General features: G+C 71.4%; 19 protein-coding genes. 15 read left to right on the forward strand and 4 right to left on the reverse strand.

Translation table 11 applies throughout. The features are described from left to right. From WBA11_RS07975 to WBA11_RS08005, 7 genes are all read left to right on the forward strand, one after another. The coding region (locus WBA11_RS07975) for an antitoxin Xre/MbcA/ParS toxin-binding domain-containing protein (RefSeq protein ID WP_424520186.1) at positions 1–115 on the forward strand (115 nt) is incomplete at its 5' end. Between the two features lie 534 nt (positions 116–649). Next, complete coding sequence (locus WBA11_RS07980; protein WP_424520168.1) at positions 650–1,414, forward strand: hypothetical protein; 765 nt, start codon at positions 650–652, stop codon at positions 1,412–1,414. A gap of 91 nt (positions 1,415–1,505) precedes the next feature. Beyond that, positions 1,506–1,724 carry a hypothetical protein gene (locus WBA11_RS07985; protein WP_424520169.1) on the forward strand — a complete coding sequence of 73 codons (219 nt, stop codon included), beginning with the start codon at positions 1,506–1,508 and terminating at the stop codon, positions 1,722–1,724. 128 nt (positions 1,725–1,852) lie between these two features. Continuing rightward, positions 1,853–2,104 (forward strand): type II toxin-antitoxin system VapB family antitoxin, encoded by a 252-nt coding sequence (locus tag WBA11_RS07990; protein WP_424520170.1) that lies wholly within the window; start codon positions 1,853–1,855, stop codon positions 2,102–2,104. Next, positions 2,105–2,494 carry a type II toxin-antitoxin system VapC family toxin gene (locus WBA11_RS07995; protein ID WP_424520171.1) on the forward strand — a complete coding sequence of 130 codons (390 nt, stop codon included), beginning with the start codon at positions 2,105–2,107 and terminating at the stop codon, positions 2,492–2,494. A gap of 85 nt (positions 2,495–2,579) precedes the next feature. Beyond that, positions 2,580–3,047: a hypothetical protein gene (locus tag WBA11_RS08000; protein WP_424520172.1), complete on the forward strand. Its 468-nt coding sequence runs from the start codon at positions 2,580–2,582 to the stop codon at positions 3,045–3,047. A 56-nt stretch (positions 3,048–3,103) separates the two neighbouring features. Then, positions 3,104–3,661 carry a DUF6933 domain-containing protein gene (locus tag WBA11_RS08005; protein ID WP_424520173.1) on the forward strand — a complete coding sequence of 186 codons (558 nt, stop codon included), beginning with the start codon at positions 3,104–3,106 and terminating at the stop codon, positions 3,659–3,661. Between the two features lie 94 nt (positions 3,662–3,755). Here WBA11_RS08005 and WBA11_RS08010 read toward each other — a convergent pair whose 3' ends face one another. The 4 genes from WBA11_RS08010 to WBA11_RS08025 all read right to left on the reverse strand — a co-directional run bounded on the left by WBA11_RS08010 (position 3,756) and on the right by WBA11_RS08025 (position 6,774). Further along, positions 3,756–4,736, reverse strand: coding sequence for a type II toxin-antitoxin system HipA family toxin (locus WBA11_RS08010; RefSeq protein ID WP_424520174.1), 981 nt, complete (start codon positions 4,734–4,736; stop codon positions 3,756–3,758). Then, the gene (locus WBA11_RS08015) at positions 4,733–5,050 is read right to left on the reverse strand and encodes a HipA N-terminal domain-containing protein (protein ID WP_424520175.1); all 318 of its coding nucleotides are present in this window, start codon (positions 5,048–5,050) and stop codon (positions 4,733–4,735) included. The genes WBA11_RS08010 and WBA11_RS08015 overlap by 4 nt, the downstream gene beginning before the upstream one ends. After that, entirely contained in the window at positions 5,043–5,294 is a 252-nt protein-coding gene (locus tag WBA11_RS08020) for a helix-turn-helix domain-containing protein (protein WP_424520176.1), read from the reverse strand. The genes WBA11_RS08015 and WBA11_RS08020 overlap by 8 nt, the downstream gene beginning before the upstream one ends. A 325-nt stretch (positions 5,295–5,619) precedes the next feature. Next, positions 5,620–6,774, reverse strand: coding sequence for an AAA family ATPase (locus WBA11_RS08025; protein ID WP_424520177.1), 1,155 nt, complete (start codon positions 6,772–6,774; stop codon positions 5,620–5,622). Between the two features lie 307 nt (positions 6,775–7,081). On the opposite strand from WBA11_RS08025, the gene WBA11_RS08030 reads away from it, so the two are divergent. The 8 genes from WBA11_RS08030 (at position 7,082) to WBA11_RS08065 (ending at position 10,954) form a co-directional block, all read left to right on the forward strand. Next, on the forward strand, positions 7,082–7,618 hold the full coding sequence (locus tag WBA11_RS08030; RefSeq protein ID WP_424520178.1) for a hypothetical protein: 537 nt from the start codon (positions 7,082–7,084) through the stop codon (positions 7,616–7,618). A 2-nt stretch (positions 7,619–7,620) separates the two neighbouring features. Beyond that, complete coding sequence (locus tag WBA11_RS08035) at positions 7,621–7,842, forward strand: hypothetical protein (RefSeq protein WP_424520179.1); 222 nt, start codon at positions 7,621–7,623, stop codon at positions 7,840–7,842. Between the two features lie 118 nt (positions 7,843–7,960). Beyond that, positions 7,961–8,212: a type II toxin-antitoxin system VapB family antitoxin gene (locus WBA11_RS08040; RefSeq protein ID WP_424520180.1), complete on the forward strand. Its 252-nt coding sequence runs from the start codon at positions 7,961–7,963 to the stop codon at positions 8,210–8,212. Continuing rightward, complete coding sequence (locus tag WBA11_RS08045) at positions 8,212–8,604, forward strand: type II toxin-antitoxin system VapC family toxin (RefSeq protein ID WP_424520181.1); 393 nt, start codon at positions 8,212–8,214, stop codon at positions 8,602–8,604. The genes WBA11_RS08040 and WBA11_RS08045 overlap by 1 nt, the downstream gene beginning before the upstream one ends. A gap of 84 nt (positions 8,605–8,688) precedes the next feature. Further along, positions 8,689–9,126, forward strand: a complete 438-nt coding sequence (locus tag WBA11_RS08050; protein WP_424520182.1) for a hypothetical protein — start codon at positions 8,689–8,691, stop codon at positions 9,124–9,126. A gap of 357 nt (positions 9,127–9,483) precedes the next feature. Next, a complete protein-coding gene (locus WBA11_RS08055; RefSeq protein ID WP_424520183.1) occupies positions 9,484–10,098 on the forward strand; it encodes a type IV toxin-antitoxin system AbiEi family antitoxin domain-containing protein in 615 nt (204 codons plus the stop codon). 201 nt (positions 10,099–10,299) lie between these two features. Next, positions 10,300–10,596: a type II toxin-antitoxin system HicA family toxin gene (locus WBA11_RS08060; RefSeq protein ID WP_424520184.1), complete on the forward strand. Its 297-nt coding sequence runs from the start codon at positions 10,300–10,302 to the stop codon at positions 10,594–10,596. A 13-nt stretch (positions 10,597–10,609) separates the two neighbouring features. Then, positions 10,610–10,954: a type II toxin-antitoxin system HicB family antitoxin gene (locus WBA11_RS08065; RefSeq protein WP_424520185.1), complete on the forward strand. Its 345-nt coding sequence runs from the start codon at positions 10,610–10,612 to the stop codon at positions 10,952–10,954. Positions 10,955–11,581: the final 627 nt, after the last annotated feature.

Genomic DNA, 11,581 nt, shown 5'->3' on the forward strand with positions numbered 1-11,581 from the left:
GCGGCCGAACTGGGCGCTGGGCGGCGAGACGCCCCTCGACTACGCCGACACGGAGCCGGGTGCGCTGGAGGTCGACCGCGTCATCGGCCGGATCGAGTACGGGATCCCTCCGTAGCGGGTGCCGGGCTGGCTCCTGACGAGTGGTCGCGTCACGTCTTTCACTCGGGGGTGGTGTTTCACCGCGCGGTGAAACCCGTTCTCGGAGCGCGTTCAACACCCAGCGATCCCTGGGTTCTTGTGGTCGCCGCCTGGTGGGCCGTCGCCGAGTATCTGGGATTCCTCCCCGCGACAGAGGGCGAGACGCAGTGTCGCCGCTGCCCTGGTCGTTAGGTGGACGGATACGGGGAGGTGGACGTGTTGGACCTCGGCCTCTCTGCGTCAGCGCAGGGGCGGCGCTGAGAGGCCTTGGAAGACGGTCCGGTCGAGCGGTCCATCCAAGTGCGTCCAGGCGTGGCCGCGTTAGGTGGACGGACGCGGGGAGATAAGTGGACGCTTACGGGGAGGGGCCTCCGGTGAGTCGAGGCTCAACTCTCGCGGTCCGCGTGGCGGTTCTGGAGTCGGACCACCGCATCGTCCGTCTGGCTGGACGTGGCGATCTGGAGAGCCATCCGCTTGCCAGCGCCCCAGGGGCACGCTCTACCTTCCGGCCATGTACGACGACGAAGACCGAGCCACCGACGCGGCATGCCGCGAGCTCCTGGACCACGTGCTCCGGGGCGAGCGGTCGTGGATGGATGAGCTCGCGCCGGGTGGCGTCGCGTCCGCCGAGATGACGCGGCTCGTGGGGGAGGGCGGGCCGCCCGAGGACCGCCGCCCGCTCTCGGGCCGTGAGCTCCGGGAGCGGTGGCTGGGGTTCCTCGGCGACGTGTTGTGGGACGTGTTCTCCGATAACCACGACGTGGTCGGCCCAGGCGGCGAGCGCTACGACCTCGGGTCGTTTCGGGGGACCGGTGGGTTCCTCGCGGACCACCTCAACGCCCGGCTCGCGGCCGAGGCGGAGGACCCAGCCCCGAAGTGGAGCCGCGGCCCATTCGACTACATCGACTTCTACCTGGGGACGAGCGGGCTTTTCGGGGAGGGGCCAGACGGACCCGTCCTCCGGCCGTTCTACGCCCGCGTGTTCGAGAGGCTTCGGGAGCGCGGGTGCGACTGGCAGTACGCGCCGCCGTCCATCGGCGTCGTCCGGTTCGACCGGCTCGACGACGACGAGGACGATCCCGCGCGGTACGACCCGAACGCGGCTCTCGCAGCCGAAGCCGAGCGGGATGAGAAGGAGGAGCAACTCGGCGAGTTCGCCCGCCAGCTCGCCGAGGCGAACGCGGAGGCGTTCGAGCGGGCCGTCCGTGAGCCGCCCCTCGTCGTCCTGGCCTACCGCGAGGTCTACGGGGAGTGGCCGGTCTACGTCCGCCACTGACGGCGTCCAGTGAGTTGTTTAAATAGGGCCGAGTTGCCCGGTCGGACAACTCCAGCCATTTAGACAACGGACCCGCAGTCCTCATTAACCCATGATCTCGACCGACGACGAACACCGACGTGCCCTCCAGCGCCTGTCCGAAGACGCTGAGACTCTCCACCGCCAGCGCACGGCGCTCGTCGAGGCGGGCCTGAGCAAGGAGGAGTTGAACCGGGCGATGGCGCCGCTGCTCTCGTTTCGGGCAGGCCTGGAGGAGGAGGTCGAGGCCTACCGAGGCGAACATCCTGGCGCGACAGGCCGGTCCGAATGAGACGCTACGCACGGCGCGTTACGCAGTGTGCGTAGCGGGATGAGAACGGCGGAGCCTTCACGTGGCCCGCGCGGGTGAAACCGAGATGGAGGGGGTGGGGTAGATTGAGGGCGGTTTTCCACCTCGCCATGCCTATCAGCATCAAGAACCCCGAGGCCGACCGGTTGGCCCGCGAGCTCGCGACCACAACGGGCGAGTCGATCACCGAGGCCGTCACGACGGCCATCCGCCAGCGCCTCGTGCGCGAGACCGGGCGGACGCCGGAGGGTGTCCGGGCCGCGATCGACCGGATCGTGGCCGAGGTCGCCCAGCTTCCCGTCCTCGACGACCGGACGCCGGACGAGATCATCGGGTACGACGAGCACGGGCTCCCGAGCTAGGTGGTCGTCGACACCTCCGCGCTGATCGCGATCCTGCGAGACGAGCCGGAGCGCCGCGCCCTGGCAGACGCTATGACCGCCGCGCCGTGTCGGCTGTCGTCCGCGACGCTCGTGGAAGCCGGGATCGTCATGCAGGGGCGCTACGGCGACGGCGGAGCCGGGCGGCTCGACGCGCTCTTGATGCAGACCGGCGTCGCGGCAGTGCCCCTCACGGTGGCGCACGCGGCGCTCGCCCGGGAGGCGTTCCGGCGGTTCGGGAAGGGCCGCCACCCGGCCGGGCTCAACTACGGCGACTGCTTCTCGTACGCGCTCTCCGTCGCGCTCTCCGAGCCGCTCCTGTTCGTCGGGGACGACTTCGGCCAGACGGACGTGGACGTCGCGCCGTACTGAGCCGGATGGCACGGGCATCGGACGCTACCGTCCCTGCGAGAGGGGCGCCGTGTTCTGGAGTCCCCAGATTGAACCCCTCCGGCCTATGCCTACGACGAACTACACGACGACGCTCGATGCGGAGCGGCGGATCTCGCTCAGCGGCGACGGGCTCTACGACCGGTACCGGGTCCACCACCGCACCGACGGCGTCATCGAGCTCCGGCCCGAGGTCACGAGCGATGGCTCGCCGGTTTCGGCCCGGACGCTCCAGACCGTCGAGCGGTCGATGGTGTCGCTCGATAGAGGCGAGGCGTCGTCGGCCGTCGACCTCAGCGAGACGTTCCCCGACCTCGGCGGGAGCGACCCTCGGTCTCCCGGCGTCGCGGTCTCCGACGTGCCCCGGTCTTCTGAGGACACGGCCCACCGCATGCTCGCCGCACTCCGCCGGTCGGCCGTGCGCGCCCGTGAGATCGCGGCTCAGACCGGGACCCGGCTCGTGGTCGTCCGCGACGGTGTGCTCGTCTTCGAGCGCGTCGAGGACGCAAAGCCAGGGGGCGCGACGGAATCGTAGCATCTCGGCCCATGCTGGACGACAGTTTCTGAACGAGCGCCGCCACCAGCCCTCACATGGTCTTGCTCCGAGCTACTCGCCGCCTCCTGACGGCCAGCGCCAGCCGCGCGACCGGCCGACGGGGAACGGAGGCCCTCCTCTCGGAAGGTCCGCTGCCAGAGGTCGGGCCGCTGGGGACGTGGTACGCCAACGTGGTCTCGCTCCCGTTCCCCGGCCGCTCGCTCGTCCTCTTTACGGCGGCCGACACGATGCTCAGCGTCGTCGCTTCGGGGCGGTCGCTCCGGACGACGCTCCCCGTCTTCCAGCGTCGGGTCCCACTCTTGCTGGTGCGTCTGGGTCTCCCCGGAGCGTGGGTCGAGGCGCGGACTGCCGACCTCGCCGACGTCCACGTCGCCCGCGCGGGAGCCCAGACGGTCGACCGCAGGGTGCTCGGGACGATGATCGACGCGACCTACCAGATCCGGGCCGAGGCCGAGGCGGCGGGGTCGTTCGACGGGCTCGACCTCGACCGCGTCGAGGACCGACTGGCGGAGGTTCCGCTCGGTGCGCTACGGTCCGAGCAGTCGTCGCACGGGTTTCCGGCCGACGCCGTCGCCGAGCTCGCGAGAGCATGATGTTCCGGCCAGCGCCTCGGCCCGTCGAGGGGCAACCGTGTGGCGGTAGTGTGGCGCAAAAGGTGGGGATAGACCGCCTTCGGAGTCTCTCTACTCACGTGGGCGAGGACGCGCCGAACCCGAGCCGCTGGCGGCGGTCGGCGAGGATCTGGCGGCGGCGGTCGCGGACGGGCTCGGAGAGGAAGGACCGGTCGACGAGGGCGTCCCACGCCGCTCCGGCGGCGTCGAGGTCGGCGAGGACACCGGCGACGACGCGGTCGGTAAGACCGAGCCGCTCGCGGCCGTAGTACTCCACGAGGTGCTCGCGGCGGAGGTTCGAGCGCTTGCCCGCGAGGGGGAGCGCGAGCTCCTTGGGGTCGCGGAGCACGGCGGCCGAGGCGACGAGGTCGTAGGCCGGCGACAGGCGACGGAGCCCGTCCCGGCCCGTCAAGACCGCGAGGTTCTTGAGGTGCATGTCCTCGTTGCCGGTCAGGAAGGCCACGAGCGTCCGGCGGAAGAGCTCGACCTTCTCGACGGCCGGGAACGTGCAGAACCGTTCGACGGCGGTCGCGGCCCGCTCCATCGATGCGTCGTACTTCGTCTCGCGGTCGAGGCCGAGGAGCTGGCCGAAGTCCTCGACCGCGAGCTTCTCGCCGCGTCCGACCCGGTCGAACCGGCGGACGGCGTAGACGAGAGCGCCGGGGTTATCTCCCTCTCCCTGCGCGTAGACCAAGCCGTGGTCGGCCGTCTCGACCCCGGCGGCGGCGGCCAGGCGCATGGCCAGGTCCTCGTTCGCGGGGATTTCGGGGTAGGCGGGGTTGTCGGGTTTGAGGATCCACCGCCCACCCGTCGTGACGACCTCGAACCGGCCCTCGGCGGGGCGGAGGACGGCGCTGACCTTGGGCTGGACGCCCCCGATCGACATCCGGTCGGCCCGGGCCGCCGCCTCCTGGACGAGTTGGGGGGCGGTAAACGCGAGGGGGTCGAGGTGGGTGAGGGTCCGGGCCAAGCGGCGGAGGCCGACGGCCGAGTAGAGCGGCTCGGCGGGCGCCAGAGGCTCGTACGAGAGGGGGCAGCGGCGGGGGGCGTCGCTCACGGGGTGCCCTCTACGTCCGGGAAGACGGAGGCGGCGCCGACGGGGTCCTCGCCGACGGCGAGGAGCTGGCCGAACAGGTCCGACCGGTCCAGCTTCGCCTGGCGGAGGAGGGCCTCGAGCTGCCACCCCTCGGGGAGCAGGCCGTCGAAGAACGGGGGGAACCGGTCGAACCGGTACGGCTCGGGGTCCACGGGGAGCGTGAGCGAGACGGGCGGTCCGCCGTAGCCCGGCTCGTAGGCGAAGGTGTAGCCCCCGTCCTCTTCCCGGAGACGCCCGGCCAGGACGCCGTGCATGAGAACGCGGGCGCTACGCATCGGCCTCACCGGACGCCGTGAGGGTCCGCTCGAACTCGGCCACGAGCGGACCGTCGACGCGGAACGTGAGGTTGAGGACCCCGAAGAGAGCGAGGAGCGTGTCGAGCCGGACGGTCGGCTTGCCGTGCTCGGCCTCGTAGATGGCCGTCTCGCTCACGCCCGAGAGGTCCGCGAGCGCGCGGCGAGAGAGCCCCGCGCGCACGCGGTGGTAGCGGAGGAGGGGACCGAGGGTGTCGGCGCGCATGGCGGTGCCGCCCGAGCGGCAAAAGGGGATGAGTGGACTGGCTACGATAGGCCAATCTAGTGTAATTTGCTTCCGCAAAGGCAAAAATGGTTTACTTCCACGGGCGACTTCTGCTCAGATGGGTACGAACCCTCTCGTTTGCCACTGGAGCGGCAATTCGTGAGTGTCACGGCGGAGATCCGTCGGTCTCCGCGTTCCGCCGCACCCGAGCCCGTTCTTCTGCCACGAGAGCCGAGGGAAGTGAGGGCGGGCTGGCAACTGGGTCGCTCCCACGGGTGTTACGAACACCGATGGAAGCGACCGGGGCCACCCTCGGGCGGTGTGGCTACGGGACCGCGATGAAGAGCCGGAGCCAGGCGGCGAAGAAGGGGTCCTCCAGCCGGTACCGGACGGCCCCCTGGGTCTCTTGCTCGCGCGCGACGCCCGCCTTGACGAGCGCCTTGACCGCCGTCCGCATCGTGCTCGGCGAGGCGAGGTCGTAGGCCCGGACGACGGCGCCGGCGTAGAGCCCCGTCCCGCCCTCGGCGGCGACGGCCAGGAGCGCCTTCTTCTGGGTCGCGCTCAGGCCGTTCCACGTCTGGGTGTAGAACGGGTCGTCCCGTCGTGCGAGCTGCTCGAGCGTGGCCCGGACGCGCTCGGCCGTGACGGCGGTCCCGTCGGCGCGGGCCTCGGCCCAGACGTCGCGAGCGAGCCGCTGGACGTTGTACGGGACGTCCTCGGCGAGGTCGAGCACGGCCTCGACGGCGGCGTCCTCGACGTCGAACCCGGCGTCCTCGAACCCGGCCCGGATGAACGGGCGGAAGTCGTCTCGGGGGACCGGTCCGACGAAGAGGCGAGCGCCGAGCCGGTAGAACGGGCGGCCCTCGTCGCCGGTCATCTCGGCCAGCATCCGGGTCTTGGACCCGGCGAACACGTAGCCGACGTGGTCGTGGGACTGGACAGCGGCGCGGACCTGGCCCTCGGCCGCGACCCCTCCGTCCTCGACGACCCGCTGGAACTCGTCGATCACGACGGCAACGGGCTTGCTCGACGTGGCCGCCAGCCGGTCGAGCCCGCCGAGCGCGTCGGACAAGAGCGCGGGCTCGGTCTGGCCCTTCGCAGCCGTGAGCGAGGCCGAGAAGGTGTCGCTGAGCGGGTCGTACGAGAGCTGGGGGCGAAGCGCGCCGAACGCCTCCTGCACCCGCTTCCCCGCCTTGCGGACGGGGCCGGTCAGCGCCTTCGCCGCATCGGACACGACGCGCTCAGCGAGCGTCGTGAGCGTGGGGTAGGCCTCGGCGTTGTAGCGGAGGACGACGGCGCCCTCGGCCCGGACCCGCTCGGTGGCCGCCCGCAGGATCGAGGTCTTCCCGAACCGGCGGGGTCCGATGAGGAACAGGCGGCCGCCGTCGGTGAGCGTCCGGGCGACGCGGTCGACCTCGTCGGTCCGGTCGACGATCTCGGCGCCCGAGAGCTCGCGGCCGTACTCGAAAGGGTTGGTCATCGCGGTTGCTCGGATCAGCGTTGCGCTAAACTACGCAATGCGCTTCGTCGCGAGCTCCACGCTCCACCCGATTCGTCCAGGCGGCGCGGACTTCGCGCTGGTAGGCCCGCCTTTTCTCGTACGACTCGGTCGCGCGAGCGACCTGGTCCTCGCGCGGAGCGCCGACCCGACCGGATGGAATCATCCCGACGAGGACCACGTCGCCGTTTGCCCAAGGGGTACCTGCGACGACGCCAGTCGTGCCGTGGGGCCAGGGCGCGCGCCGACCGCCTCGGCGTAGAATGGGACCCCAGACACGCGGCGCACCATGGGCCTGTTCGACGACTTCCGGATCACGTCCGGCCCCTTCGAGGGGGACCGGTACCAGACCAAGGACCTCGGCCGAGCGATGAGGGTCTACCGGGTCGGCGACTCCGCCGTGCTCGAGGAGCAGACCGTGCACTACGAGAAGAGGCCCCTCACGGACGAGCGCCGCGAAGAGCTCCGGGCGCACGTCGAGGAGAAGGGGGAGGGGCTGCTCAGCTTCCACGAGCAGTACGCGCTGGAGAAGGGGTACGAGAGCGTCGAGACCCACCGGACGTGGGACCCCGAGACGTACACGGGGACGGCCCACGTGTACGGCCGCGCCTCGGGGGCGGGGGAGCGTCTCGACCTGATCCTGGAGTTTAGGGCAGGCGTCCTCGTGTCGCTGCGCAGGGGGCAGGAAGTCGACGAAGAGGGGCGGTGGAGCACGCTGCCCGTGGGGCCCTCGCACCCCCCGGCCTACGAGGGTCCCGTGACCGTCGTCGTCGGTCCGACGGCCGATGAGATCACCCGGGCCTTCCCCTCCGCGCGCACGTTCTAGCCGTGATCACGACCGACGTTGAGTACCAGCGCGTCCTCCAGCGCCTAGCCGAGGACGCCGCCACGCTCCGCCGCCAGCGCCAGGCGCTCGTCGAGTCGGGCCTGAGAGGGGACGAGCTCGACCGGGCGATGGCGCCGCTGCTCTCGTTCCACGCGGGCCGGGGAGAGGAGGTCGAGGCGTACGAGGCCGGACGTCCCCCTGGCGACGGGGGACGCCCCGCGTGACTCCTACCGCGTCGCTCGCTACGCACGGCGCGTAACGCGCGCTGCGTAACGGGGAGACCACGCCGCGAAACTAGGACGAGCGGAGGAGGTAGATTGCGGACCGTTTTCTACCTACGTCATGGCCCTCAGCATCAAGAACCCCGAGGCCGACCGGCTCGCGCGCGAGTTGGCAGCGGCGACGGGCGAGACCATCACCGAGGCCGTGCTCGGCGCCATCCGCGCGCGGCTCGTCCGCGAGACCGGGTGGAGCGCGGAGGGCGCCCGGGCCGAGATCGCCCGCATCCAGGAGCGACTCGCCACCTCCCCGGTCCTCGACGACCGGACGCCGGACGAGATCATCGGGTACGACGAGCACGGCCTTCCGACCTGATGGTCGTCGACACATCGGCCCTCGTCGCCGTCCTGCAAACCGAGCCCGAGGCTGACGCGCTGATGGAGGCCATGCTCGCGGCGGTCTCCCCCCGGGTCTCGTCGGCGACCCTCGTCGAGGCCGGGATCGTGATGCAGGGTCGGCACGGGGACGCCGGCAGCCGTGACCTCGACACGCTCCTCGCCCAGGTCCGTGCCGAGGTCGTCCCGCTGACGGCGGCACACGCGGCGGCGGCTCGCGAGGCGTTCCGGCGGTTCGGGAAGGGCCGCCACCCGGCCGCGCTCAACTACGGCGACTGCTTCTCGTACGCGCTCTCCATTGCGCTCTCCGAGCCGCTCCTGTGCGTCGGCGACGACTTCGGCCAGACGGACGTGGACGCGGCGCCGTACTGAGCCGGGGCGGCGTCTTCGGGGCCGTCGTTGCCGTTGTCGCAGAGGCCGTCCGCGTATCATCCGGTACGGACGCACGAGGTTGCCATGAAGGACTACACGGCGAAGCCCGACGCGGAGGGTCGGCTCCCGCTGAGGGGCGACGCGCTCGCCGCTCGGTACCGGGTCCGCCACCGCGCCGACGGCGTGATCGAGCTCCAGCCCGAGAGCGACCCGCCGATCTCCGACCGTACGCTCCAGACCCTCGGACGGTCGGTGGGGGCGCTCGGGAGAGGGGGGGCGTCGGCGCCCGTCGACCTCGACGAGACGTTCCCCGACTTCGACGCCGACGAGGGTCTCGGACCGAACGCCCGCGCCGCGGCCGTCGCCGAGCTCGCGGCCGAGATCGAGCGGCTCCGGATCGAGGCCGGGTACACGACCGACGAGCTCCTGGAGAGCCTCCGCGGCGAGCGCGAGCGGGCCACGAGGGAGCGGTACGGGGACGCGTTCGTCGACGGGCTGGCGGCGCCTCGTTCGGAGGCGTAGCCCCTTCGCGTCGGTGACGTGGGACCCCCTGCCGCTCTACCCCACGCCCCACATCCCGTGGTCGAACCGGTCGCCGGGACCGTAGGAGCCTCAGAGCTGGAGGACCCGCTGGACTTCCGGCCGACGGGGCCACGCCCATGGCTCGTGCCGGACGGTCTCGCCTGCCACCGTGGTGGCATGCCACCACGGTGGCGAGCGGGCTCCACGCTGCGAGGGGGGTGCAGATCGGTAGTCTGGGACGGCCCACGACGGTAGCGTTGGGGGCTCCCCCCGCAGCGGGGCGGGTCTCTGTCACCGAGCGGGCCTCGTGGTACGTGTTGCATTGCGTCGGTACAAGAGGCCAATGGCCGACGATCTGTGACGCACGCCGACCGCCTCCTCTCCCTCGCCCGAACGCGCGGCGTCCTCCGCTCGAAGGACCTCGCCCCGCTCGGCATCCCCCGTCAGGCGCTCGCCCGGCTCCACCGTCGCGGCGCGCTCGAGCGCGTCGGGCGCGGGCTCTACGTCCTCGCGGGCGCCGACGTGACCGAGCACCACACGCTGGTCGAGGCGTCCCGCCGCGTGCCCCACGGCGTCGTCTGCCTGCTCTCGGCCCTCCGGTTCCACGACCTCACGACTGGCGACGGTACGTCGCCACAGGACCCGTTCGACGTGTGGCTCGCCATCGAGGGCAAGGCGCGTCGGCCCGAGCCGGAGCAGGTCCCGCTCCGCGTCGTGTACATGTCGGACGAGGCGTTCACCGGGGGCGCGGAGACCCACGAGCTGGAGGGCGTCGAAGTCCAGGTGTTCGGCCCGGCGAAGACCGTCGTCGACGGCTTCAAGTACCGGAGCCGGGTCGGCCTCGACGTCGCCGTCGAGGCACTCAAGGACTACCGCTGGAGCCCGGCCTTCGACGCCGACGCGCTCTGGCGCTACGCCCAGGTGTGCCGCGTCTCGACGGTCATCCGTCCGTACCTCGAGGCCGTCGCGTGAGTGCCGGACCCAGCGAGGCCGCGTCGGTCCGACAGCGGCTCCTCAACCGGGCACGCAGCGAAGAGGAGGGCGTGCAGGCGTCGCTCTCGCTGAACGGCCACGCACGTCCGTAGGACCTACCGGCCCTGAGGGCCGCAGTTCGTGAGCACGGGGTCGGGCACTATATTTGGTACCAGTCCGTAGTGACACGAACCCGACCGCATGGCCGCCGCCGACCGACCGAAGCTCTCCCGCAAGCACGCCCGTACGCTCGCGGCCGTCTTCGAGAGGCCTACCCGCGGCGACGTGGAGTGGTCGGCCGTCGTCGCGCTCGTCCGGAAGCTCGGCGCCACCGTCGACGAGAAGCGCGCGGGCTCCCGCGTCGCTTTCGCCCTCGACGGGCGGGTGTTCGTCATCCACAAACCCCACCCGGGTAGGGAGCTCTCGAAGGGCTCGTGCGAGTCGCTACGCGGCTTCCTCCGAGCCTGCAAGCGAACGCCCGATTCCTTCTCATCCTGAGCCCCCAGACGCCATGCTCAATTACAAAGGCTATCACGCGCGGGTCGAGTACCGCCCCGACGACAACCTCCTCTTCGGCCGCGTCCTCGACCTCGGCGACACGGTCGTGTTCGAGGTCGAGCGCGCCGCCGACGTTGAGGCTGCCTTTCGGGGTGCCGTCGACGACTACCTCGACTTCTGCGCTGAGATCGGGAAGGACCCCGACCGCCCGTTCAGCGGGCGGTTCAACGTCCGCCTCAAACCCGCGCTCCACCGGGCGGCCACCCTCGCCGCCGAGTCGGGGTCGGAGAGCCTCAACCACTTCGTCCAGACGGCCATCGCGCACGAGGTCGAGCGTCGCGGCGGCGCCGCTGCCTGACGACGTCGGACGGGTCCGCCAAGGCGTCACGACGTTCCTGTCCCGAGGACCTACCGTGGGTTCGAGGCGGGCCTCCGCAACTCCGAGGCCGCGTTCAACCCGATCGTCGACGGGTGGCTCCTCGTGGACGACGCCGGCGACGCCCCCAGCCTCATCGACCGCTCGACGCCATGACCCCGACGCCCCTCGCGACCCGCAGCGTGACCCCTCGGGCGCGTCGTCCGAGGACACCGCCCGCCGCGTCCTCGACGCCCTCCACCGATCGGCTGCCCGGGCCCGCCAGGTCGCCGCCCAAACGGGGACCCGGCTCGTCGTCGTCCGAGACGGCGAGCTCGTCATCGAACCGGTCGAGGACCCCGCCGTTCACGAGCCGCCCCGTCCGTGACGAGGTCGGCGGGGTCGCCGCGTGGTAGGCACGTCCATTATTGCAGGTTCACTTCGTAGCAGCCGACCCGGGGCTCCCTCGGGATCGACGCTGTTGGCGAATTCAGGCGGCCCCCGCCAGCCGGGCGAAGTGGGACACCCGCGTGCCCGAGCGGGGCACCCCGTCGAGCCACGCCAGCGCCCGCTTGAGGTTCATCGCCGCGGCCGTCGCCACGTGTTGGAGGTGCGTCTTGGGGAGCCCCC

The sequence above is a fragment of the Rubrivirga sp. genome (assembly GCF_049648075.1).
Taxonomy (GTDB): Bacteria; Bacteroidota; Rhodothermia; order Rhodothermales; family Rubricoccaceae; genus Rubrivirga.

What these genes read in the sequence shown, in the direction of transcription:
- WBA11_RS08065 (WP_424520185.1), top strand. Translation starts at nt 10,610, where the DNA reads ATGCTCAATTACAAAGGCTATCACGCGCGGGTCGAGTACCGCCCCGAC.
- WBA11_RS08020 (WP_424520176.1), bottom strand. Translation starts at nt 5,294, where the DNA reads ATGCGCGCCGACACCCTCGGTCCCCTCCTCCGCTACCACCGCGTGCGC.
- WBA11_RS08025 (WP_424520177.1), bottom strand. Translation starts at nt 6,774, where the DNA reads ATGACCAACCCTTTCGAGTACGGCCGCGAGCTCTCGGGCGCCGAGATC.
- WBA11_RS08040 (WP_424520180.1), top strand. Translation starts at nt 7,961, where the DNA reads ATGGCCCTCAGCATCAAGAACCCCGAGGCCGACCGGCTCGCGCGCGAG.
- WBA11_RS08050 (WP_424520182.1), top strand. Translation starts at nt 8,689, where the DNA reads ATGAAGGACTACACGGCGAAGCCCGACGCGGAGGGTCGGCTCCCGCTG.
- WBA11_RS08030 (WP_424520178.1), top strand. Translation starts at nt 7,082, where the DNA reads ATGGGCCTGTTCGACGACTTCCGGATCACGTCCGGCCCCTTCGAGGGG.
- WBA11_RS08000 (WP_424520172.1), top strand. Translation starts at nt 2,580, where the DNA reads ATGCCTACGACGAACTACACGACGACGCTCGATGCGGAGCGGCGGATC.
- WBA11_RS08060 (WP_424520184.1), top strand. Translation starts at nt 10,300, where the DNA reads ATGGCCGCCGCCGACCGACCGAAGCTCTCCCGCAAGCACGCCCGTACG.
- WBA11_RS08005 (WP_424520173.1), top strand. Translation starts at nt 3,104, where the DNA reads ATGGTCTTGCTCCGAGCTACTCGCCGCCTCCTGACGGCCAGCGCCAGC.
- WBA11_RS07990 (WP_424520170.1), top strand. Translation starts at nt 1,853, where the DNA reads ATGCCTATCAGCATCAAGAACCCCGAGGCCGACCGGTTGGCCCGCGAG.
- WBA11_RS07985 (WP_424520169.1), top strand. Translation starts at nt 1,506, where the DNA reads ATGATCTCGACCGACGACGAACACCGACGTGCCCTCCAGCGCCTGTCC.
- WBA11_RS07980 (WP_424520168.1), top strand. Translation starts at nt 650, where the DNA reads ATGTACGACGACGAAGACCGAGCCACCGACGCGGCATGCCGCGAGCTC.
- WBA11_RS08015 (WP_424520175.1), bottom strand. Translation starts at nt 5,050, where the DNA reads ATGCGTAGCGCCCGCGTTCTCATGCACGGCGTCCTGGCCGGGCGTCTC.
- WBA11_RS08045 (WP_424520181.1), top strand. Translation starts at nt 8,212, where the DNA reads ATGGTCGTCGACACATCGGCCCTCGTCGCCGTCCTGCAAACCGAGCCC.